A 22694-nucleotide genomic window follows, 5' to 3' on the forward strand; every position below is an offset into this window, starting at 1 on the left:
GCTGGTCGAGGAGGTGATCTCGATCATGATCACTGGGCAGGACACGGAGACCTTGCGCGCACTGCGGGGGCTGGCGGACCGCGACGCGTCGGTGCGGCTGCGGGCCGCGATGGCGGTCGGCTCGGCGCCCGACCCGGGGTTCGTCGGCACGCTCGTCGAGCGGTGCGCGGTCGAGCCGGAGTTCTACGTCCGCGACATGCTGACCTGGGCGCTCACCCGCCACCCGGCGGCCCTGACGCTCCCCGCGCTGTTGCGCGAGGTGCGTTCGGGGCCGGCGCAGGCGCGGAGCCAGGCGCTGCACACGCTCTCGAAGATCGGCGACCGGAGTGCCTGGCCGGTGATCACGCGGGAGCTGCTGACGGACGCCGACGACGAGGTGGCGCGCAGCGCCTGGCGGGCGGCCGTCGTGCTCGTACCGGACGACGGTGTGGGCGACGGCGAGGACGGTGGCACCGGCGACGGCGCGGGCAGCGAGAAGGCCGCGCTCGCCGCCGTACTCGCGACGCAGCTCGGCCGGGGCGGGCGGGAGACGCAGCTGAGCCTGGGCCGGGCCCTGGTCGACCTCGGCGACGTGGCGATGCCCGCGCTGCGCGCCGCGGCGATCTCCTCCGACCCGGCCGTGCGGGCACACGCGCTCGCCACGCAACAGGTGCTGCGCGACCCGGACACCGGGTTCGGCTTCGCGATCGAGGAGGCGAAGCGCGTCGTGGCGCTCGGCGGGGCTCCCGTGGTGGACGATGAAGTGTGTTGATCGGTGAGGTGGCGCGAAGGTCCGGGGTCAGTGCCCGCATGCTCAGGCACTACGAGTCGCTGGGCCTGGTGCGGCCCTCGGAGCGCACGGGCTCCGGGTACCGGGAGTACTCGGGCGACGACATCCGGCGGATCTTTCACATCGAGAGCCTGCGGTCTCTGGGGCTCTCGCTGCGCGAGATCGGGCGGGCGCTCGACGAACCGGGTTTCACGCCTTCGTCACTCGTCGGCGATCTCATCCGGCAGACGCGTGAACGTATCGCGGCCGAGACCGAGTTGCTCACGCGTCTCGACCGGATCGACGCGGCGGAGCCCGGCGACTGGGAGGAAGTGCTCCAAGTCGTCGCGCTGCTACAGGCGTTGGGATCGAAGAGCGCCGACGCCCGGCAGCGCGCGGCCCTTTCGTCGGGCGGCCAGGACGCGCTGCCCGTGGCGGCCCTGGTCGAGGCCGTGCTGGGCGAGACGGACACGAATGTCTCCGGGGCGCTGCGCTGGGCGCTGGTCCGCTCGGGCGGCGCCGACAGCCTGCCGCTGCTGGTGGAGGCGCTCGGCTCGCCGGAGGGCGCCGTACGGGATCGAGCTGCTCAGTGCCTCGCCGAGCTGCCCGGCGACGAGGCCACCGCGGAACTCCGGCACGCCCTCGCGGGCCCCGACGCCGTGGTCAGGGGGCGCGCCGCCGTGGCACTCGGCAACCGGGGAGCAACCGACGCGGTCCCGGAGCTGATCGACATGATCGTGGCAGGCAGGAACGACACGGACGCGGCGGACGCGCTGAGCGTGCTTTCGAGCACCACCGGGTCCGCGGACGCCACCGCACCGGCGGACGCCACCGCGCCGGCGGACGCCACCGCGCCGGCGGGCGTCACCGTGCCGGCGGACGCCACCGCGCCGGCCGAGCGCATCGCCACCGCCCTCGTCGAGCGCCTCGCCCACCCGGCCACCGAAGCCCGCGCCCGCGGTCGGCTCACGCAGGCACTCGCGGGCATCCCCGGGGCGACCGCGACCCGCGCTCTCGTCGAGCTGTCGGCCGACGAGGACCGTGCCGTGGCGCTGACCGCGACGTATCTGCTCCGGCTGCGCGACGCATAGCCGGGTCGGGGCGGGGTCAGGCACGCAGCCCCAGCCCCTTGCGGGCCAGCTCCTCCTTGAGCACCCGCACGGCCTTCGGGCCCACGCCGTGCAGCGCGAGCAGTTCTGCCTCCGAATGGCGGGCCACCCGCTCCAGCGTGTCGATGCCCGTGCCCAGCAGAGCCCGGGTGGCGGGCCTGCCGATGGCGGCCGGAAGGTCGCCCGTCGCGTCGGCGGCCGCCGCGAGCCGCTTCGGCGCCCGGTTCGACCAGGCCGCCCGCACCAGCGCGTTGAGGTCCTTGCCGTTCACGTCGGCCAGGGCGAGCCGCACCCCGATCGGCGTACCCGAGCGCAGCACGGCCACCGCCCCGGCGTGCGCGGCGAGTGCCGCCCGGGCGTCGTCCTCGGACAGCCGGAGCTGTACCCACCCGTCCTTGGTGAGCGACGCGAAACCCTTGCCCCGTACGGAGAAGGCGGCCATGCCGAAGTGGGTCCCCTCCTCGGTCTCCGGGAGGGCGAGCGCCGCTTTGCGCAGCTGGGCGATCGTCGTCATACGCCCAGCATGGCAGCAGGTGTCACTCCGGTCCCGGTGTCACGTCACTTCAGCCAGCTGTCCACCAGCTGCTTGTTGTCCCCGATCCACTCCTTCGCCGCGGCCTGCTCGTTGCCCGTCCCCTTCTTCTGGAGGAGGAGTTCCAGGCTGCCGAGCTGGCTGCTCGTGAGGTGGAAGTTCTTGAGCCAGCCCGCGACCTCGGGGTTGGCCTTGGAGTAGCCCTTGGAGGCGACCATCTGGACCTTGTCGGGCTTGCCGTAGGCCTTCTTGGTGTCCTTGAGGACCTTCAGCGGCATCGAGGTGTACGCCCAGTGCGGCCGCCAGAGCGTGACCACGATCGGCTTCTCTTCCTTGACCGCCTTCTTCAGGGCGGAGAGCATCGCCGACGTGCTGGACTCGGAGAGCTCGTACTCGCTCTTGAGGCCGTAGTCCGGCAGCACGGGATCGCGGGTCAGGCGCATCAGACCGGAGCCCGCCTCGATGCCCACGATCTTGCCGCCGAACTCCTTGGACTTCCCCTTGAGGTCCTCGATGGTGTTGACGTCCTTGACGTACTTGGGGACGGTCAGATTGAGGTCGGCCGGCTCGTACCAGGTGCCGAGCTTCTCCATCTTGGGGCCGAGCTTCTTCCAATACGTCTCGTGGGTGACCGGCAGCCAGGCGTCGAGGTAGATGTCGGCCTGCTTGTTGGCGATGCCGGTGTAGGTGCTGGCGATGTCCAGGTCACGGACGTCGACCTTGTACCCCTTGTCCTCCAGGATCTGCTTCCACAGGAAGGTCGCGGAGACTCCCTCGTCCCATCCGGCGACGTAGGCCAGCTTGACCGTCTTCGAGCCGCTGCCGCTGTCGTCGTCGGATCCCCCTTCGACCTTCGAGGTGTTTCCGCTGCATGCGGTGGCGAGCAGGGTGAGGGCGGCGGCGGTACAGCCGATCAGGAAGGTGGTGCGGCGGCGGCGATTGCGGATCATGGGCGGAGCTCCTGTCTTCACGCGGAAACCGGAGTGGTGGGCGAGGCGGGAGAGGACGACTTCTCCGTGTCGGCCACCGGCGGGGTCGTGCCGGTACGCCCGCGCCCCGGCCAGCGGCGTATGCGGGGTGTGGCGAGGGCACTGGTGGTGCGGTCGAGGAAGATGGCGAGGAACACGACGGCGAGGCCGCCCTGGAAGCCGATCCCGACGTCGAGCTGGCTGATGCCGCGCACCACGATGGTCCCCAGACCGTCGGCGCCGACCATGCCGGCGATGACGACCATGGAGAGCGCCAGCATGATGACCTGGTTGATGCCGGCCATGATCGAGGGCAGGGCCAGGGGGAGTTGGACACCGCGCAGGATCTGCCCGTTCCGGGCGCCGAAGGCGTGCGCGGCTTCCACAACCTCCCGGTCGACCTGCCGGATGCCCAGTTCGGTGAGGCGTACGGCGGGCGAGATGGCGAAGAGGATGGTGGCGACGACGCCGGGCACGAGCCCGATGCCGAAGAAGAAGACGGCCGGGATGAGGTAGACGAACACCGGCAGCGTCTGCAGGAAGTCGAGAACGGGCCGAACCAGCGCGCTGACAAGCGGACTTCGGGCGGCCCAGATGCCGATGGGCACCCCGATGACCACGGCGAACACCGAGGCGACCACGACGACGGCGAGCGTCTGCATCGCCGGGGTCCACAGGCCCATGCCCTGGATGAGGAGGAACGCGCCCAGCGTGTAGACGGCGAAGAACCAGCCGCGGGCGAGGAACGCGAGCACGGTGAACACCGCGATGATGACCACCATATGAGGGGCCGTCAGGACGAAGAGCACCGCGTTGACCAGTTCCGTCATCACGGTGGTGACGGCGTCGAAGAGGCCGCTGAGGTTCTCGGTCAGCCAGTCGACGGCCTTGTTGACCGGGGTGCCGAGATCAACGCTGAACAGCATCGGCCACCTCCTCGTGAGTGCTGCCCGATGTCTCCGAAGTATCGCCCTCTTCGCGGGAGTTGGGTGCTTCTGGTGCAGAGAGAGCGGTGAGCAGTGCCGCGCGCGGTACGACGCCGAGCAGCCGCCCGTCGTCGTCGGTCACGGCCAGCGGCACCGCGTACCGCCCGGCCGCCGGGAACAGATCCACGAGCAGCGTGTCGGGGCCCGCCCGCCCGTACGCGTCGGTCAGGCTCTCCGGACTGTCGCGCAGGGAGGCGTGCCCCGCGTCGGCGGCCCGTGCGATGTCCTCGGCGTGCGCCACACCGGAGACGAGGCCGTCGCTGTCGAGCACGTAGACGGCGCCGGCCTCGATGTCGGCCATGGCGCGAAGGACGTCGCGCGGGGCGTCGTCGAGGCCGGCCGTCGTCAGTGGCTCGCGCATGACGGCGCGGGCGGTCAGCACGCGGGAGCGGTCGACGTCGGAGACGAAGTCGCGTACGTAGGCGTCGGCGGGGGAGTCGAGGATGTCGGTCGCGGTGCCGAGCTGTACGACGCCGCCGTCCCGCATGACCATGATCCGGTCGCCGAGCCGCATCGCCTCGTTGAGGTCGTGGGTGACGAAGACGATGGTGCGGCGCAGATCGCGCTGCAGGCCGAGCAGCAGGTCCTGCATGTCACGGCGGATCAGCGGGTCGAGCGCGCTGAACGGCTCGTCCATGAGCATGACTTCGGCATCCGTGGCCAGCGCGCGGGCCAGGCCGACGCGCTGGCGCATGCCGCCGGAGAGCGCGCTGGGATAGGCGTCGGCCCAGTCGGAGAGGCCGACGGTGCTGAGCGCCCAGTCCGAGCGCTCCCTTCGCTCGGCGGCGGTGCCGCCGCGCAGTTGGATTCCGTACGCGGCGTTCTCGCGGACCGTGCGGTGCGGGAAGAGCGCGAAGTGCTGGAAGATCATGTTGACCTTGCGGTTGCGCAGTTCGCGCAGGTCCGCATCGTTCATCGCCAGCAAGTCCCGGCTGCCCACGCGGAGTTCGCCCGAAGTCGGCTCGATGAGACGGTTGAGCATCCGGAGCAGGGTCGACTTCCCGGACCCGGACAGGCCCATGACGACGAAGAGTTCGCCGGGTTCGACGGTGAAGGAAACGTCACGCACCGCGTGCACCGTGTTGTCGGCGGATTCAAAAATCTTGTTGAGCCGTGCTGCTTCGATCACCGTGCCCCACCTCCAGGGGTCCGCGCGGGGCGGTTGGAACAAGTCCGGGCTGGTGTTTCGCAATGCGCAACAGATGTGCAGTACGGTGTGACGATGCCGTTGATCCTGACGGCGGTCAAGGCTCTTGCATCCGGGCAACCGCGAATTAACGTCTACGGGCGGCGCGTTGGGTCGCCGAGGCGGAGAGCTGGAGGGCGCTGTGGCGATGACCGGCAGCCGTGGGCGAGCGCGCGACCGTGCGGTCCAGTCCGTCGACCGCGCGGTGTCGGTCCTGCAGATCCTGGCCGTGCGCGGACCGTGCGGCGTCACCGAGATCGCCGGGCAGCTCGGCGTGCACAAGACGACCGTGTTCCGGCTGCTCGCCACACTTGAGGCGCGTGGTCTGGTCGAGCAGGGCGCGGGCCGGGGCCGCTACCGCATCGGCCACCCGCTCACCGAACTCGCCGCGGCGGCCGCGAAGAACACCGATCTGTTCCTGCTCAGCCGCCCCGTCTGCCAGGAGCTGGCGCTGGCCGCGGGCGACACCGTGAACGTCTCCGTCCGCGAGGGCCGCGACGTGGTCACCGTCGGGCTGGTCGCCGGGGAGGCGTCGATCACCAGCGTCGACTGGGTCGGCCGGCGCTGTCCGCTGCACGCCAGCGCCGCGGGCAAGGTCTTCCTCGCCCACCCCGCCCCCGACCGGCACGGGCGCCTCCCCGCGGAGCTGCCCCGGGGCAGGCGCCTGGAGCGGTACACGCCCCGCACCATCACCCGCCGCGAACACCTCGCGAAGGACCTCGCCGCCGTACGCGAACGGGGCTACGCCGTCTCGTTCGAGGAGTACGAGATCGGCCTCGTCTCCCTCGCCGCGCCCGTCCGCGCCCTCGACGACACGGTCGTCGCCGCCGTGACCCTCGCCGGGCCCGCCTTCCGGATCCGTGAGGACACCGCGCCCGTCCTCGCCGGAATGCTGCTCGCGGCCGCGGCGCGGATCTCGTGGCGTCGGGGACAGGTCAAGCGGGGCTGAGCCGGCGGGGCCCGCCCGTACGCGGTCGCGACCGGTGTGCGCAGGCACTTCCTGGATAGGCTCCACGTATGAGCAGCAAAGGTCGCGCGCGGGACACGTCGGTGCAGTCGGTGGACCGGGCGGTCTCGATCCTCCAAGTGCTGGCCGTGCAGGGGCCGTCCGGCGTCACGGAGATCGCCGACGCCCTCGACATCCACAAGTCGACCGTGTACCGGCTGCTCGCCACGCTTGAGGCGCGCGGCCTCGTCGAGCAGGACAGTGAGCGCGGCAGCTACCGCATCGGCTACACCGTGGTCGAACTCGCGGGCGGTGCGACCAAGGGCAACGACCTGTCGCTGCTGAGCCGGCCGGTCTGCCAGGAGCTCGCCGCCGCCGTCGGCGAGACGGTGAACGTGGCGGTCTACGACGGCGAGGCCGTCATCAGCATCGACCAGGTGCTCGGCAACGCGGCCATCACCAGCATCGACTGGGTCGGCAAGCGCACGCCGCTGCACGCCACATCGGCCGGAAAGGTCTTCCTGGCGCACATGCCGCAGCCGGAGGCCGCCGACATCCTCGAGCAGCCGCTGGAGGAGTTCACGCCGCACACCATCACGGACCCGGCGCTGCTGAAGGAGCAGCTGCAAGGGGTGCGCGAACTGGGCTACGGCGTCATCAGTGAGGAGCTGGAGATCGGGCTCGCCTCGCTGTCCGCCCCCATCAGGTCGCTGAACGGCGAGGTCATCGCCACCGTGACCGTCTCGGGGCCGACGTTCCGGATCAACGACCACACGATCTCCGGGCTCGCCGAACAGCTGGTGGCGGCCGGCGAGAAGATCTCGTGGCGCAAGGGCTACATCCGGCGCGGCTGATTACGCAACGGTAGGGGTTGACGACGCGGTCACGCGCGCCGCACATTTGTCTCGCATCGCGTCGTTGTTTCGTATAGCGAAACGAAGGCGCGTTGGCGTCGGCGTCGTCGTCATGCGGTCTCGCCATCACATCCGGGCCACAGAGCTTCCCTGCCTCCCTTGGAGCTGTCGTGCGCGCACCGAACACGAACCTGGATCCCCTGCTCCAGCCCTTCCGGCTGAAGCACCTCACCCTGCGCAACCGGGTGGTCAGCACGTCCCACGAGCCCGCCTTCGGCGAGGACGGACTGCCCAAGGACCGCTACCGCGCCTACCACGTGGAGAAGGCCCGCGGCGGCGTGGGCCTGACGATGATCGGCGGCTCCGCGGTCGTCTCCCCGGACAGCCCGCCCTCGTTCGGCAACCTGCTGCTCTACCGCGACGAGATCGTGCCCTGGCTGCGACTGCTCGCCGACGACGTGCACGCGGCGGGCGCGGCCGTCATGTGCCAGGTCACCCACCTCGGGCGCCGCACCAGCAACTACACGGGGGACTGGCTGCCGGTGGTCGCCGCCTCCCCGCTGCGCGAGCCCGCGCACCGCGCCTTCCCCAAGGCCGCCGAGCCCTGGGACCTGGACCGGATCGTCGCCGACTACGCGGCCGCGGCGGTGCGCTGCAAGGAAGGCGGCCTGGACGGCATCGAGTTGCAGTCCTACGGCCACTTCTTCGACGGGTTCCTCTCCCCGGCCACCAACCACCGCGACGACCAGTACGGGGGCGACCTGGAACACCGGATGGCCTTCCCCCGCCGCGTGATACAGGCGGTGCGCGAAGCAGTCGGCCCCGACTTCGTCGTCGGCATCCGTATGGCGCTGGACGAAGCCCTCCCCGGCGGCCTCACCTTCGCCGAAGGGCTCGCCGCAGCCCAGCAGTTCACCGCCGACGGCATCGACTTCATCAGCGCCATCCGTGGCACCATCGAATCCGACGCCTCCCTGTCGCGGACCATCCCGTCGATGGGCACCCCGCTCGGCCCCTTCCTCGACTTCACCGGCGAGATACGCCGCCGCCTCGACATCCCCGTCATGCACGCCGCCCGCATCGCCGACCCCGCCACCGCCCGGCACGCCCTGCGCGAGGGCCTCCTCGACCTCGTCGGCATGACGCGCGCGCAGATCGCCGACCCGCACCTCGTCGCCAAGATCACCGCCGGTGAGGAGGACCGCATCCGCCCCTGTGTCGGGGCGAGTTACTGCCTGGACGCGATCTACGACTCCGGGGACACCAAGTGCATCCACAACCCGGCCACCGGCCGTGAACTCCAGATCCCCCACACCGTCCCGGCCACAACGGGGGCGCGCCGCAAGGCAGTTGTCGTCGGCGGCGGCCCCGCGGGCCTGGAGGCCGCCCGCGTCCTGGCCGAACGCGGCCACGACGTCGTGCTGTTCGAGGCGGGCGACCAGGCGGGCGGCCAGATCCGGCTCGCCGCGCAGAACCCACGCCGCCAGGACCTCCTCGGCATCGTCGACTGGCGCGTCGCCGAGTGCAAACACCTCGGCGTCGACCTGCGCCTGGGCACGTACGCCGAAGCGTCGGACGTGCTCGCCGAACACCCCGGCCTGGTCGTCGTCGCCACCGGCGGCCTCCCCAACCGTTCCTTCCTCGCCGCGGGGGAGGGGCTCGTCGCGGACACCTGGGACGTGATGTCCGGCTCCCTGCGCCCGCGCGCCGGCAAGGACGTCCTGATCCACGACGACCACGGCGGCTACCCGGCCATGGACGCCGCGGAACTCCTCGCCGCGCACGGCGCCCGGCTGGAGTACGTGACACCGGAGCGCACCCTGGCGCCGGACGTCGGCAGCATGAACTCCCCTGCCTACATACGGGCGTTCACCGAGCACGACGTCACCGTCACGCTCGCCCGGCGGCTGCGCTCCGTACGTCGGGGTGAGGGTGGCCGACTGGTGGCGACCCTGTTCAGCGAGTACACCGGCACCGACACCGAACGCGTCGTGGACCACGTCGTCGTCGAGCACGGCACCCTGCCCAACGACGAGCTCTACACCGATCTGCTGCCCGCCTCCCGCAACCTCGGCGAGGTCGACCACCGGGCCCTCCTCGCCCGCGAGGCGCAGACCGTCGTCCGCAACCCGGCAGGCAGCTACCAGCTGTTCCGCATCGGCGACGCGGTCACCAGCCGCAACATCCACGCCGCCGTGTACGACGCGCTGCGCCTCTGCCTGCCGGTCTGACGAGCCTTCGGAGAGACACCATGACCGTTCACGCCTCCGACACCGCCACACCCGCCGACCTCGTCGCCCGGCGCACCCCCGGCCACAGCCTCGAAGCCCCCTTCTACGTCAGCGACGCGTTCTTCCGCCTCGACGTCGACGCCGTCTTCGCCCGCAGCTGGATCTTCGCCGCCGCCGAGGCCGAACTCCCGGAACCCGGCGACTACATCACGCTCACCCTCGGCCCGTACTCCGTCATCGTCGTCCGTGACGACGACGAGGAGGTGAGGGCCTTCCACAACGTGTGCCGCCACCGGGGCGCCCGCATCCTCAACGACGAGCGCGGCTCCGTCGGCAACATCGTCTGCGGCTACCACCACTGGACGTACGGCGTCGACGGGACACTCCTGCACGCCGAGTCGCAGCCGCCCGACTTCGACCGCTCCTGCTTCGGCCTGCGCTCCGTCCACGTACGCACGGTTGCCGGCCTCGTCTTCCTCTCCCTCGCGGCCGAACCGCCCGCCGACTTCGACGAGTTCGCCGCCCAGGTCGAGCCCTATCTCGCGCCGCACAACCTGGCCCGCGCCAAGGTGGCCCAGCAGCTCGACCTCGTCGAGCACGGCAACTGGAAGCTCACCATGGAGAACAACCGCGAGTGCTACCACTGCGCGGGCCACCCCGAACTCCAGCGCTGCTACTTCCCGCTCTACAACTTCACCGAGGACGAGGTGCCGCCCGGCATGCGGGCCACGTTCGAACGCTTCCAGAAGGCCGACGCCGAGGCCCGCGCCACGTACGAGTCCCTCGGACTGCCCTACGCGACCATCGAGGACCTGGCCGACCGCCCCACCGGCTTCCGCGTCCAGCGCGAACCGCTCGACCTCGCGGGGGAGTCCTTCACCCCCGACGGCAAGGCCGCCGTACGCCGCCTGCTCGCCGACTTCCCGACGGCGCGCCTCGGCCACCTCGGCCTCCACCTGCAACCCAACGCCTGGTTCCACTTCTCGGCCGACCACGCGGTGCTGTTCTCCGTCGTCCCGCTCGCCGCCGACCGCACCCTCGTACGCACCACATGGCTCGTGCACGCCGACGCCGAGGAAGGCATCGACTACGACCTCGACACCCTGACCGGCGTCTGGGTGGCCACCAACGAACAGGACGCGGTCTTCGTCTCCCGCGCCCAACTGGGTGTGAGCAGCCCCGCGTATGTCCCGGGCCCCTACAGCCCGACCGAATCCCAGGTCGAGGACTTCGTCACCTGGTACATCAACCGGCTCACGGCACACCTGGAGGGGCCATGACGACAGCGACGCGGACCGCGGCGGGACTTCCGCCCGCCTGGGCCGACGGCCTGCTGGTGTGCCGGCAGGTCCACGACGTGACGGCGGACGTGCGGACCTTTGTCCTCGCGCCCACCGAGCCGCGGCTCTTCCGTCACGACCCCGGCCAGTTCCTCACCCTCTGCCTGGACATCGACGGCGAGCCCGTCGAGCGCTGCTACACCCTCTCCTCGGCGCCCACCCGCCCCGACCTCGCCACCATCACGGTGAAACGCGTCCCCGGCGGGCACGTGTCCAACTGGCTGCACGACCACCTGACACCCGGCGGCACGGTGTGGGCGCGCGGCCCCCTCGGCCGGTTCACGATCAACCAGCACCCCGCCCCGAAGTACCTGTTCCTGTCGGCGGGCAGCGGTGTGACCCCGCTGATGTCGATGACCCGGGCGCTGTACGACCTGGCCCACCCCGTGGACGTCGTCTTCGTCCACAGCGCCCGCACCTTCGACGACATCATCTTCCGCCGGGAGCTGGACCTCATCGCGGCGACGTCCCCCAACTTCCGGGTACGTCACGTCCTCGACGACCACGGCGAGCAGCTGAACGCGCGGATGCTGCGGTCCTTCGCCCCCGACCTCGCCGAACGCGAGGTGTTCACCTGCGGACCGGCCGGCTACATGCGGGCGGTGCGCGACATGCTCGCCGCCGAGGGCTTCGACATGGCCCACCACCACGAGGAGAGCTTCACGTTCGAGCCGCCGGTGGCAGCCGAATCCGAACCCGGCGTCGGCACCGGCACCGGCTTCAAGGTGCAACTGGCCCGCACCGGACGCACCATCGAGTGCGACGCCGAGACCCCCGTCCTGGCCGCCGCGGCCCGCGAGGGCATCACGCTCCCCGCATCGTGCGCGCAGGGCATGTGCGGAACCTGCAAGACGACGCTCCTGTCCGGCTCGGTCGACATGCGGCACGCGGGCGGCATCCGCCCCCGCGAGATCGCCAACAACAAGATCCTGCTGTGCTGTTCGACGCCGCAGGAAGATCTGGTGATCGACGTGTAGCCACCCTGTCGCGGGCGCCCGCTCATCTCTCGACGTTGCTCAACGTCCCCAGCGCGGCGAATACGGAGGAGTCGATGACGGTGTAGGCGTCGTGCACCCACTGTTCGTCGGCGCTCGCGGACGACTTGGCGTCGATCACCGTCAAGTCGTTCAGCAGCAGCCCGAGCGCCATATAGACCTTCATCTGGACGGGCTCCACCCCCGCCTGCTCGGCCAGTTGGCGCCACTGGCTCCCGTATGCCTCCCGGACGGCCTCGCGCACTTCTTCGTTGGCGCACGCGGCGAAGGCCTGTCCCTGGATCAGTACATCGGGGTTGTTCTCCAGGTTGGACCGGTACTGGTTTCCCATCGCGACGAGCGCGTTGACCCCGGACAGCCCCTCGGCGGCGTCCAGCATGCGCGCCGTCGACTGGGCGAACGAGATCCGGACGCACTCGACGAAGAGTTTCGTCTTGCTGCCGAACAGTCGGAAAATGTACGGCTGCGTCACTCCGGCCGCGCGCGCAATGACCTCGGCGGAAGTGCCGAAGAGTCCGGTCCTGGAGAACTCCAGCATGGCGATATCTCGGATTTGCGCCCGTCGTTCGGCCGACGACATACGAGTTTTCTGCATGGCTCATTGTGTCATACGCGGCGCGCGGGGAGAGGGGTCGGGGGTGGCCGGTCGGGCGCCCCGGCCGAGGCCCGCCTTCCGGTTGCGGGGCGGGGAGGCAGTGGAAAGTTACTACTAACTTGAAGGACACTCCTGTGAGGCGCAGAACCTCCAGTGAACCTGTATATATGCAGGTCAGAGGTGCTATGGAGAAGGCCTGCCCGCTTGTATGTATCCACTTACTTAGTGCTTGCGGTGCTCGATGGGACGGGCTACAGTCATGTGCATCGGGTCACGGCCGCCACGTGCTGTGGTCCGGGCGTTCGCGACTGGTCTGCGCCAATCCGGCGCACGGTTCGAATTGCGCGTTCAAAACGTGCCGACGGGGGATCCGGGAATGAGTGCTTGACGCGTCTGAATTGCTTCACTTTTCTGCGGGCATGATCGGTTCGCGAAATCGGAACCGGACGGCGAAATTCTTCGAGCGGCCCCTGAGTGCCGACATTGAAGGAGAAGAACGATGCGAGCGACACGGCCCTCGGTCGACATCCCGTCGGGCGGCCTCGGACACGAGATCTGGGCATCCTGGACGGGCTTGTGGAACGGCACGGGGGAGACGGATCCCGCCACCTTCATCGCCGATGACGTGACCGTGCACCTGCCCACGTTCGGGATGCCGCCCTCCGCGTCGCTGAGCACCCGCGAGGACGTGACGCGGTGGATCGTTGGCTTCCGGAGCTGCTACCGGCCGGACGCCCGCTTCGTCGCGGAACTCGGTCCGTGGCTCGTGGAGGACCGGTTCGTCGTGGCGCGCTGGCATTTCACCGGCACGTGGCAGGGCGGCGTCCCGGCGACGGCGACCGTGCCGGCCGGCACCGAGGTCTCGATCCGGGGCGTCGACATTCTGCGGCTCGAGGGCCGGCGTATCGCCGAGTACTGGCTGACCGACGACCAACTCGACCTGTACGGACAGCTCGGGGCCGCGATCCCGGAGGGGGCCCGGTCGTGACGAGCGACCACAGGGACGTCATGGGCACCCGGCCCGAGCCATTACGCGCGGCACCGGGTGAGGCGGACGCCTTTCTCGTCGGCAGCGCGGTCGAGCTCCCGCCGGCCGTGGAGTCCGCCGCCGACGCCGTGCGCCGGGGGCGGATCTCCCAGGAGGAGGCCGACCGCCTGGATGTGGCGAGCGTGCACGTGGGCACGGAGTCGGCGCCCGTGCTCGCCGCCGCGGCGGCACGCCGGGCCGCGGCGGAAGCGAGCATCGAGCCCGACCGCGTCGGCCACCTGATGCACGGTCACATCTACTACCAGGGCCACGACTTCTGGTCCCCCGCCCACTTCATCGCGCACGAGGCCGGATTCGAGCGATGCGTCCCGATGGCCATCGGGCAGATGTGCAACGGCGGCGCCGCGGCCCTGGACATCGCCGTCCAGCGGATCCGGTCCGCGAGGCCCGGTGACTCGACCCTGAGCGTGGCCACCACGGCGGACACCTTCGGTGGCCCCGGCTTCGACCGCTGGGGCAGCGACTATGACACCGTCTACGGGGACGGCGGCACCTGCGCGATTCTCGCCCCCCGTCCCGGCCCGCACACGAGCGCCCTGCGCATCCGCGCCCTCGGCTCACGGGCTCAGTCGCGGTTCGAGGCCATGTACCGCGAGGGCGACGCGTTCGGTGACACACCACACCGACTGAGGTCCGCCGTCGACGCCAAGGCCACCAAGCGCGCCTTCTTCGAGCGCTCCGGCGGCACCGAGGAATTCCGCGACACGGCCGTCAAGGCCATCGGCGAACTCGTCGCCGACGTCATCGCCACCGCGGGCGTCCGCGTCGGCGACGTGCGGGCCGCGATGCTTCCCCGGCTGAGCCCCAAGGTCCTCGACCTCATGTACTCCGGGGCGATCGACTCGCGCCTGCGCCCCACCCTGCACTGCGAACGCCGTACGACGGGGCACCTGGGGGCGGGCGACTTCCTCGCCAACCTGGACCACCTGCGCCGCACTGAGTTGATCGACGAGGGACAGCACGCACTCGTCATCGGCGGTGGCGGCGGCTTCACCTGGTCCGCCGCGCTCGTACAGAAGGTGGGCCCCGTCCCTCCCCGTGGCTGACGCGCGTACCCGCCCCCCCCACCTCTCTCCCGTGTTGCACCCACCTTTCGAAAGGATCCAGCGATGTCCGACGCCGCCGCGCACGACTGGTCGATTCTCGACGTCGACCCGACGCAGCAGAAGGTCACCGACACCGACGCCTACGTACGCACCCTCATGCAGTGGCACTTCGGCCCCGGGACGGGCTCGCCGTTCTGGCTCGACCGCAGGTCCCGGCTGGACTTCGACCCCCTGACCGACGTCAAGTCCGTCGAGGACCTCGCCCTGTTCCCCAACCTCATCGACGAGTTCCGTGATGTCAGCGCCGAGGAACTGGTGCCCCGGGGCCTCGGGGACGCGAAGATCGCGGCCATCTTCGAGAGCGGCGGCACGACCGGCCGGCCCAAGCGGTTCCTGATGTTCGAGGAGTGGTTCTCCCGCTACCTCGCCTGGGCGGGCCGCAAAGCCGCCTCGGGCCTGGGCGGTTCGGGCATCAACCTGCTCGCCACGACACCGTCGGGACCGCACATGATCGGCGAGGTCACCGTCCGGCAGTCGCACGCGCTGGGCGGCAAGCGGTTCACCATCGACGTCGACCCGCGGTGGGTCAAGAAGCTGATCGAGCGCGGCCGCGCCGACGAACTCGGTGCCTACGTCGACCACTTGGTCGACCAGACCGCCGACATCCTGGCCACCCAGGACGTCGGAATGATCCAGACGATCCCCGTTCTGTTGACGAAGATCGCCGAACGCCCCGAGCTCGTCGACCTCGTCCGCTCGAAGGTCAAGCGCATCGCCTGGGGCGGCGCACACATGGATCCCGACACCCGCGCCATCCTGCGCGAGGAGGTGTTCCCCGGGATCCCGATCGTCGGCGGCTACGGCAGCACGACCATCCTCAGCGTCGCCGTGGAGCGCAAGGACGAACAGCCCTCGGGCCTCGCGACGTTCGACCCGTTCTCCCCGTACGTGTTCTTCCGGGTCGTCGACCCCGGGACCGGGCGACCCGTCGCGTACGGCGAGCGCGGGCAGATCGTCATGAACCACATCACCAAGTACGCCCTGATCCCCAACAACCTGGAGCGCGACACCGCGGTCCGGACACCCGCAGAGGACGGACACATCGGGGACGCGGTCGCCGATGTGGCGCCGGTACAGACCTTCGACGGCTCCGCCGTCACCGAAGGGGTCTACTGAGACCGAAGGGGTCCACCGATCATGAACACCCCCCACACCACGGCCGAGTTCACCCACGTCGACGCGATCACCGGGGCAGGTGAGTACCGGGCCCGCGCCGGCAGGCCGCTCACCCTGCCCGACGGCACGGAGATCGGGACCATCAGCGAGGTCCCCCGGCTCTATGTCACCCGCGCCTTCGCCCGCCTGGCACAGGCCCCCGTGCTGCCGTACGAACGGCGCCTCGAGCTGGTCGCCAAGGCCGCCGACCTGTTCGAGAACGCCGTACTGGAAGGCCGCACGGTCGACGACTATCTCGACCTGGTCAGCCGCTGCGCCGGCGTGCCGAGGGCCATCGCCCACGCCTCGGTCGCCGCCATCGCCCGGACGCTGCGCGCGTTGCCGGACACGCTCGCCCAGGAGATCCCCCGCGGCGCGGTCACCGGCATCGACGACCCCCGCCTGCGGGACGGCGCGGCCTACTGGGCGCGCCGCGGGAAGACCCTTGCCGTCCACGCCTCGGGCAACACGCCGGGCGTGCACAGCCTCTGGCCCAGCGCGCTGGCCCTCGGCTACGCGGTCGCCGTGCGGCCCTCGAGCCGCGAACCCTTCACGCCGCAACGCCTCGTGCGGGCCTTCCGCGAGGCGGGCCTCGCCGAGCAGGTGGCACTGCTGCCCACCGGGCACGACGTCGCCGACGCGCTCATCGAGCAGGCCGACCGGGCGCTCGTCTACGGCGGCCAGGCCGTCGTGGACAAGTACGCGGCGAACCCGGCGGTGCTCACCCAGGGCCCCGGGCGCTCCAAGACACTCGTCACGAACGACGTCGACTGGCGTGCGCACCTCGACACCGTCGCCGCGTCCGTCGCGGGCCTCGGCGGCGCCGCCTGCACCTGCACCACCGCGGTGCTCGTCGAGGGGGACGCCGCCACGGCCGACGCCTTCGCCGCCGCGCTCGCGGAGCGGCTCGCCGCGTACGCGGCCGAGCACCCGCGCGTCGAGCTGCCGGAGGCGACGGCCCGCCAACTGGCCGACCACGTCGAGCAGATCGCGGTGGGCACCACCGGGTACGGACCGGCCGAGCTCGTCCAGATCGTGCGGCCGGGCACGGCGGTGCTGCGTCCCGTCGTCCGCGTCGCGCCCGACGCCCGCGCCCCGGTCCTCGGCGCGGAGCTGCCCTTCCCCTGCGTATGGATCGCACCGTTCGACCGCGCCGAGGGGATCGGGCCGCTGGCCGGCTCCCTCGTCGTCACCGCGATCACCGAGGACACGGACTTCGCCCAGCGGCTCCTGGACGAACCGAGCATCTCCAACGTCTACATCGGCGCCCACACCACGACCTGGATGAAACCGGGCGTGCCCCACGACGGCTACCTGTCCGAGCACCTGATGACGACCAAGGGCGTCATCCGATGACGCGGCCGTACGACGGCGACGACCCGACCGCACACAACCGAAAGAACCGACCATGAGCACCGAAACGCCTGCCGTCGCCGCCGCCCGACCGGTGGACAAGGCGGCCGACCGCCGCCGAGCGATCGTCTTCGCCGTCCTGTGCTGCGGGTTCGTGCTGACCAGCCTCGACATGATGATCGTGAACGTCGCCTTCCCCGCGATCGAGCACGAGTTCCCCGGCTACGACAACGCGGTCGTCAGCTGGACGCTCAACGCGTACACGATCCTGTACGCCGCCGCCCTGATCCCCGCGGGACGACTGGCCGACCACCTCGGCCGCAAGCAGACCTTCCTCGCCGGGCTCGTACTGTTCACCCTGGCGAGCGGAGCCTGCGCGCTCGCGCCGAGCCTTCCCGTCCTCATCGCGGCCCGCGCGCTACAGGCGCTCGGCGCCGCCGCGCTCACCCCGACCTCCATGGGCCTGCTGCTCCAGGTGAACCCGCCCGAGCGGCAGCAGCGCGCGGTGCGCAGCTGGACCGCGGCCGGCGGTATCGCCGCGGCCATGGCCCCCGTGGTCGGCGGACTGCTCGTCCAGTCCGACTGGCGCCTGATCTTCCTGATCAACGTGCCGATCGGCGCCCTCGCGGTCGTCGTGGGAGCCCGTGTGCTGCCCGCCTCGCCCCCGCGCTCCACCACCGCTCCCGGGCCCGACCTCATCGGTGCCCTGGCCGTGGCCCTCTTCGCGGGCGGCGCCGTGTTCGCCCTCGTCGAAGCCCCCGAAGCGGGCTGGGGATCGGCCACCACGCTGCTCGGATTCGCCTGCGCGGCGCTCATGCTGGCCGTCGCCGCCCTGCGCAACCTGCGGCACGCCTCACCCGTCGTCCCGCGCGAACTGCTGGCGCTGCCCGTCTACGTCCGCACCAATGTCGCCGCGTTCGTCTACAGCGCGGGATTCGCCGTCATGCTCCTCTCGGTGGTGCTGTGGACGCAGAACGTGCGCGGCTATTCGGCGATCCAGACCGGCCTCGCCATCGCACCGGGCACCGTACTGATGCCGATCTTCGCCATGCTCACCGGACGCATGGCGCGCGGCATCGGTCTGCCCCGCACCGCCGCCCTGGGCTGTGTCGTCCTCGGCGCGGGGATGGTGTGGTGGATCGTCACCGCTCCCACCGACCTGCCGTACGTACTGGCCGTCATGCCCGGTTCGATGCTGACCTCCATCGGAACGATCGTGGCGATGGCGGCGTTCGCGGGCCAGGTCTCCGCCACCATCCCGCAGGCCTTCTACGCCTCCGGCTCGGCCGTGCACACCATGGCGAAGCAGCTGGGCATCGCGATCGGCGTCGCCCTGCTCCTCGTCATCCATGACAGCGCCGCCCGGAGCGGGGCGTCACCGGTGCCGGCCCTGCGCGACGCGTGGATCGTCGGCGCCGCTCTCACTCTCGTCGCGGCCGCGGTCGCCCTCATCGGCTCGCGCCGACCGGCCGCCCCCGCCACCGAATAGAAGGAAGTCGTCGCATGCTCACGCTCAACACGGATGCCGCGCAGGCGATATGGAACAAGTGGCTGCGCATGTGGAACGAGAACTCCGATGTCGCCCACGAGATCATCTCCCCGGACAGGTACCTGCTGCACCTGCCCGACGTGGGCGCCACGATCGACCCGTCGAAGATCTCAGGGCCTGCGCAGATGTCCGAGTGGGTCTCCGGCTTCTCCGGAAAGTTCGAAGGGCTGCGCTACGCAACGCAGTTGGGTCCGTTCGTCGACCCCGACCGCCGCCGCTTCGCCTTCCGCTGGGTGGGCACCGGCACCTGGACCGGAGCCACCGGCTGGCCCTACGACGTCCCGGGCGAGGACGTGCTCTTCGTCGGCGTCGACATTTTCCAGGTCGACGCGTCGCTGCAGATCACCGAGTGCTGGTCCCAAGGAGCCGTCACCAGGACGACCTGAGCCCACCGGACAGGCATCCCGACCAGATCTCCCAGGAGCATCCATGGCACTGAAGACACCAACGGTCCGGCCGATCCTCGGGGTCCGGGCGGCACGCGGCTGGTTCCCGGACAAGACACGCACCCCACAGGACGAAGTGCGTGGCGGGAACCTGACCGCTGAACAGGCGGCCCGGCACGGCGATGTGACCCTGCACATCGGCCGGTCCTGGGAAACGGAGTCCGCGCCCGCGATGGCCGTCTCCGCCGGCCGGGCCGCGCTGACGGCGTCCGGCGTACCCGCGGACGGCATCGGGCTGCTGGCGTACGCGTGGACGAACTACCAGGGCAACCCCTTCTTCACCGCCGCGCACTGTGTCGCGGAGGGCCTTGGCCTGCCGCGGTCGTGCGCGCCGGTCGGCATACAGCAGGCCTGCAACGGCGCCGCCATGTCCTTCTCCCTCGCCGCCGGCCAGCTGTGCCTGGACGGCCGGACACACGCGCTGATCGTGGCCGCGGACCGGTTCACCGCCCCGGCCGTCGACCATTGGCGCAGTCACATCATGCTGGCTTACGGCGACGGCGCGGCGGCGGCGGTGGTGGGCACGCCCGACCCCCGCGACGCCTTCCACCTCCTGGCCATAGAGCACACCGCCGCCCCCGAACTGTGGCGCACCCGCGACGACTACGACGGCTTCGGCGCGCACCAGGCGCCGGTGCCGTACCTCAACGCCATGCCGACGGAGAAGTTCTCGGACGAGGGCGGCCGCCCCCGCCTGCGCGCGGTCTCCCACGAGTGCATCACCGACGCGGTCGACAAGGCCCTCGCGAGCGCCCGCCTGGCACCGGGAGACCCGAGGATCGTCAAGGTTCTCGCGCCCCGGCTGAGCGACAAGGTGCGCGAGTTGATGATCGGGCCGATCGAGGAGAAGTACAGCGACCGCATCGAGTGCCGCTACAGCGAGACGGGGCACCTGGGCGCGGGCGACTTCCTCGCCAACCTCGCCGACGCCGAGGCCGCACGCGACATGGCGCCGGGCGACATCATGCTCGTCCTGGGCGCCGGCGGCGGCTACTCCTACACCTGCGCCGTGCTCCAGGTTCCCGAGGAGCGTGCCGCATGACCCGTCTCGCGATCACCGGCATGGGGTTCACCCTGCCGGGCGGAGTGCGCACCGCCCGGGACTTCTGGCGCCATGTGCGCACCGGAACATCGACGCTCAGCCCGTACACGGCGTTCCACGACCTCGGTGTGCCGACCGTGATGGCCGGCCGACTCACGCACGAGCCCGTCGTCGAGGGACTGGACCCCAAGCACGCGCGCAAGTACTCGCGGGAGATCCTCGCGGCCCTCGCCGGCATCGACGAAGCGCTGGCAGACGCGGGAGTCCGCGAGGTCGATCCGCACCGTACGGGCATCATCGCCTCCTCCTCGCGCGGACCGCTTCAGTGGTGGGAACGCGAATTCGCCTCGGCGTCCGGCATCGGCCGCGTCCTGGGCGGGCTGCCCGGCGCGCCCGCCGCCATCGCGGCCATCCGCACCGGCGTCCAGGGCTATGTCTCGACCGTGTCGTCGGCCTGTGTCGGCGGGACTCACGCGCTGCGCACCGCCGCCGCCGAACTGCACGCGGACGAGGCCGACGTCATGATCGTGGCCGGCCATGAGTTCCCGCTCACCGCGGACCTGCTGCGCGTCTACACCGATCCGGCCTCCCGCGTACTGAGTGCCGGCACGACGCCGCAGGACTCGATCCGCCCCTACGACGCCGACCGCGACGGCACCGCCCTCGGCGAGGGCGCCGTCACGCTGGTCCTCGAGCGGGAGGCCGACGCGGTCGCGCGCGGCGCGCACATCTACGCGCTCGTGCTGGCGACCGGCGTGGCCAACGAAGCGGCGCACCCCACCACCATGGAGCTGTCGGGGGAGAAGACGGCGGCGCTCGCCGAGCGGGTCATCAAGAAGGCCGATCTGTCCGTCGGCGACATAGGTCATGTCTGCGGCCACGGAACCGGTACGCGCACCAACGACCTCGCCGAGAGCAGGGCCGTCCGGCGCGTCTTCGGCGAGCACACCGACGTCCCGCTGACCTCGGTCAAACCGGTCTTCGGTCACCTCTTCGGGGCCTCCGCGCTCGTCAACATCGCAGCCACGGCCTGCATGCTCGACTCCGGGACGATCGCGCCCACGGGCAACAGCAGCCGCCCCGACGCCGCATGCGGTCTCGACTCCGTCTTCGGCGGCCCGCGGGAAGCGGAGCTGTCCGCGGCGCTGTCCTTCGCGTTCGCCCTGGGCAGCCAGTCCGCCGTGGTGGCCCTGGGGGCGGCGCGATGACCACACGCCCCGAAGCCACCGCGGCGCTCGCGACCATCGGGCACGAGTACGCCGAGGAGTCCGTGCGCGTCGGCGAGCTGTTGAAGTCCCGGCTGACGACGCTCTACCAGGTGCCCGCCGGCATGACCTTCGCCCAGTACCGCGAGACCGTCCGCTTCGGCGGTGACACCACCGAGACGAGCGCGCGCGATGCCACCATCGAGCAGGTGCCCGTCCGTTCGTTCACCCCCAGGACCCGCTCACGCGGCCGGTACCTGCACCTGCACGGCGGCGGATGGTGCCTGGGCAGCCACACCATGCACGACGCGACGCTGCAACGGCTGGCGGACCAGAGCGAGTTGACGGTCACGTCGGTCGGCTACCGGATGGCGCCCGAACACCGCTACCCGGCCTGCCTGGAGGACGTCCTCGCGGTGGCCCACGCGCTGGCCGGACCCACGGACGACGGTGCGCCGTTCCTGGCCGTCGGAGGCGAGTCCGCCGGGGCACACCTGGCCGCCATGGCCGCCGTCGAGCTGCCCCGGCGGCTCGGCCGGCAGCCGTTCTCCGCCGTCTCGCTGAACTATGGAGCCTTCGACCTCACCACGGGCCTTGAGCGGGCGCTCGCGCTGCTCATGCCCGATGCCGGGCGCGCGGAGCGGGCGGACGCCTCGCCCCTGCACGCCGAGCTGCCCGGCGTGCCGCCCGCCCGCTTCTGCGTCGGCACCGAGGACGCGCTGCTTCAGCAGACGCTCGCCATGGAGGCGAAGTGGCGCACCCGCGCGCCGACGGAACTCGACGTGTTCGCCGGCGCGGCACACGCCTTCACGACCGTGCGGTGCCGCGCCGCACAGGTGGCGAAGGCCAGAGAGGCGGCGTTCCTGCGCCGCCAAGGAACAGAACGGTGGAACCAGAAATGATCGAGCTGAAGACCCTGACCCAGTGGAACGACATGTGGAACGGAGCGCTCGACCTTGCGGACAAGGTGTGCTCCCCGGAGTTCTCGATCTTCTTCGGCCGCGATGCCTCGACCCACAACGGGGACGACATCAGCGGGCCCGCCCAACTCAAGTCGTTCGTCCATGACTTCCGGGCGTCCCTCGACAACGACCTCGAGTTCTCGCTCGTCCGCAACCTGCTCACCCCCGGCGCGGACTTCGCCGTCTCGCTGTGGGACCTGCGGATCGGCCCGGACCGTGTCGTCGGCGGCACCGACGTCTTCGAGTGCGACGACGCGGGCCGGATCCGCAAGGTGTACTCGGTGACGGGCCAACGCGGCATCGTCGCGTAGCGCACCCCGGGGCCGAGCCGCGCCGGC

22 protein-coding genes are annotated in these 22694 nt (G+C 70.9%); 17 read left to right on the forward strand and 5 right to left on the reverse strand.

From position 1 onward, the window contains the following. Positions 1-25: 25 nt before the first annotated feature. A complete protein-coding gene (locus tag ACOKM3_RS38225; protein ID WP_426907000.1) occupies positions 26-751 on the forward strand; it encodes a HEAT repeat domain-containing protein in 726 nt (241 codons plus the stop codon). Next, complete coding sequence (locus ACOKM3_RS38230) at positions 745-1839, forward strand: MerR family transcriptional regulator (RefSeq protein ID WP_426905857.1); 1095 nt, start codon at positions 745-747, stop codon at positions 1837-1839. The genes ACOKM3_RS38225 and ACOKM3_RS38230 overlap by 7 nt, the downstream gene beginning before the upstream one ends. A gap of 16 nt (positions 1840-1855) precedes the next feature. On the opposite strand, the gene ACOKM3_RS38235 is transcribed toward ACOKM3_RS38230, so the two are convergent. Genes ACOKM3_RS38235 through ACOKM3_RS38250 form a run of 4 tightly spaced genes read right to left on the reverse strand, consistent with a single transcriptional unit; the run spans position 1856 to position 5472 of the window. Continuing rightward, positions 1856-2371 carry an MmcQ/YjbR family DNA-binding protein gene (locus ACOKM3_RS38235; RefSeq protein ID WP_426905858.1) on the reverse strand — a complete coding sequence of 172 codons (516 nt, stop codon included), beginning with the start codon at positions 2369-2371 and terminating at the stop codon, positions 1856-1858. A gap of 44 nt (positions 2372-2415) precedes the next feature. Continuing rightward, positions 2416-3339, reverse strand: coding sequence for a glycine betaine ABC transporter substrate-binding protein (locus ACOKM3_RS38240; RefSeq protein ID WP_426905859.1), 924 nt, complete (start codon positions 3337-3339; stop codon positions 2416-2418). 17 nt (positions 3340-3356) lie between these two features. Then, positions 3357-4283, reverse strand: coding sequence for an ABC transporter permease (locus tag ACOKM3_RS38245; protein ID WP_426905861.1), 927 nt, complete (start codon positions 4281-4283; stop codon positions 3357-3359). Beyond that, positions 4267-5472, reverse strand: coding sequence for a quaternary amine ABC transporter ATP-binding protein (locus ACOKM3_RS38250; RefSeq protein WP_426905862.1), 1206 nt, complete (start codon positions 5470-5472; stop codon positions 4267-4269). The genes ACOKM3_RS38245 and ACOKM3_RS38250 overlap by 17 nt, the downstream gene beginning before the upstream one ends. A 205-nt stretch (positions 5473-5677) precedes the next feature. Between ACOKM3_RS38250 and ACOKM3_RS38255 the strand changes: the two genes are divergently transcribed. The 5 genes from ACOKM3_RS38255 to ACOKM3_RS38275 all read left to right on the forward strand — a co-directional run bounded on the left by ACOKM3_RS38255 (position 5678) and on the right by ACOKM3_RS38275 (position 11877). Continuing rightward, complete coding sequence (locus tag ACOKM3_RS38255) at positions 5678-6478, forward strand: IclR family transcriptional regulator (protein WP_426905863.1); 801 nt, start codon at positions 5678-5680, stop codon at positions 6476-6478. A gap of 101 nt (positions 6479-6579) precedes the next feature. Further along, a complete protein-coding gene (locus tag ACOKM3_RS38260) occupies positions 6580-7329 on the forward strand; it encodes an IclR family transcriptional regulator (protein ID WP_426907001.1) in 750 nt (249 codons plus the stop codon). Positions 7330-7499: 170 nt separating this feature from the next. Further along, positions 7500-9560: an oxidoreductase gene (locus ACOKM3_RS38265; RefSeq protein ID WP_426905864.1), complete on the forward strand. Its 2061-nt coding sequence runs from the start codon at positions 7500-7502 to the stop codon at positions 9558-9560. Positions 9561-9580: 20 nt separating this feature from the next. Next, the gene (locus ACOKM3_RS38270) at positions 9581-10840 is read left to right on the forward strand and encodes an aromatic ring-hydroxylating oxygenase subunit alpha (protein WP_426905865.1); all 1260 of its coding nucleotides are present in this window, start codon (positions 9581-9583) and stop codon (positions 10838-10840) included. Beyond that, positions 10837-11877, forward strand: a complete 1041-nt coding sequence (locus tag ACOKM3_RS38275; RefSeq protein WP_426905866.1) for an FAD-binding oxidoreductase — start codon at positions 10837-10839, stop codon at positions 11875-11877. Before ACOKM3_RS38270 ends, ACOKM3_RS38275 begins: the two co-directional genes overlap by 4 nt. Before the next feature lie 22 nt (positions 11878-11899). Here ACOKM3_RS38275 and ACOKM3_RS38280 read toward each other — a convergent pair whose 3' ends face one another. Then, complete coding sequence (locus ACOKM3_RS38280) at positions 11900-12433, reverse strand: TetR/AcrR family transcriptional regulator (protein ID WP_426905867.1); 534 nt, start codon at positions 12431-12433, stop codon at positions 11900-11902. Between the two features lie 556 nt (positions 12434-12989). On the opposite strand from ACOKM3_RS38280, the gene ACOKM3_RS38285 reads away from it, so the two are divergent. The 10 genes from ACOKM3_RS38285 to ACOKM3_RS38330 all read left to right on the forward strand — a co-directional run bounded on the left by ACOKM3_RS38285 (position 12990) and on the right by ACOKM3_RS38330 (position 22667). After that, positions 12990-13478 (forward strand): ester cyclase, encoded by a 489-nt coding sequence (locus tag ACOKM3_RS38285; protein ID WP_426905868.1) that lies wholly within the window; start codon positions 12990-12992, stop codon positions 13476-13478. Further along, entirely contained in the window at positions 13475-14584 is a 1110-nt protein-coding gene (locus ACOKM3_RS38290) for a 3-oxoacyl-[acyl-carrier-protein] synthase III C-terminal domain-containing protein (RefSeq protein ID WP_426905869.1), read from the forward strand. The genes ACOKM3_RS38285 and ACOKM3_RS38290 overlap by 4 nt, the downstream gene beginning before the upstream one ends. Before the next feature lie 63 nt (positions 14585-14647). Further along, positions 14648-15760 (forward strand): AMP-binding protein, encoded by a 1113-nt coding sequence (locus ACOKM3_RS38295; protein WP_426905870.1) that lies wholly within the window; start codon positions 14648-14650, stop codon positions 15758-15760. A gap of 21 nt (positions 15761-15781) precedes the next feature. After that, the gene (locus tag ACOKM3_RS38300; RefSeq protein ID WP_426905871.1) at positions 15782-17155 is read left to right on the forward strand and encodes an aldehyde dehydrogenase family protein; all 1374 of its coding nucleotides are present in this window, start codon (positions 15782-15784) and stop codon (positions 17153-17155) included. A 52-nt stretch (positions 17156-17207) separates the two neighbouring features. After that, positions 17208-18641, forward strand: a complete 1434-nt coding sequence (locus ACOKM3_RS38305; protein WP_426905872.1) for an MFS transporter — start codon at positions 17208-17210, stop codon at positions 18639-18641. A 14-nt stretch (positions 18642-18655) separates the two neighbouring features. Continuing rightward, positions 18656-19087, forward strand: coding sequence for a hypothetical protein (locus ACOKM3_RS38310; protein WP_426905873.1), 432 nt, complete (start codon positions 18656-18658; stop codon positions 19085-19087). A gap of 43 nt (positions 19088-19130) precedes the next feature. Continuing rightward, positions 19131-20189 (forward strand): ketoacyl-ACP synthase III family protein, encoded by a 1059-nt coding sequence (locus tag ACOKM3_RS38315; protein WP_426905874.1) that lies wholly within the window; start codon positions 19131-19133, stop codon positions 20187-20189. Beyond that, the gene (locus tag ACOKM3_RS38320) at positions 20186-21397 is read left to right on the forward strand and encodes a beta-ketoacyl-[acyl-carrier-protein] synthase family protein (protein WP_426905875.1); all 1212 of its coding nucleotides are present in this window, start codon (positions 20186-20188) and stop codon (positions 21395-21397) included. Before ACOKM3_RS38315 ends, ACOKM3_RS38320 begins: the two co-directional genes overlap by 4 nt. Next, positions 21394-22296, forward strand: coding sequence for an alpha/beta hydrolase fold domain-containing protein (locus tag ACOKM3_RS38325; RefSeq protein ID WP_426905876.1), 903 nt, complete (start codon positions 21394-21396; stop codon positions 22294-22296). Before ACOKM3_RS38320 ends, ACOKM3_RS38325 begins: the two co-directional genes overlap by 4 nt. Continuing rightward, a complete protein-coding gene (locus tag ACOKM3_RS38330) occupies positions 22293-22667 on the forward strand; it encodes a hypothetical protein (protein ID WP_426905877.1) in 375 nt (124 codons plus the stop codon). The genes ACOKM3_RS38325 and ACOKM3_RS38330 overlap by 4 nt, the downstream gene beginning before the upstream one ends. Positions 22668-22694 lie beyond the last annotated feature (27 nt).

The sequence above is a fragment of the Streptomyces nidicola genome (assembly GCF_050106155.1).
Taxonomy (GTDB): domain Bacteria; phylum Actinomycetota; class Actinomycetes; order Streptomycetales; family Streptomycetaceae; genus Streptomyces.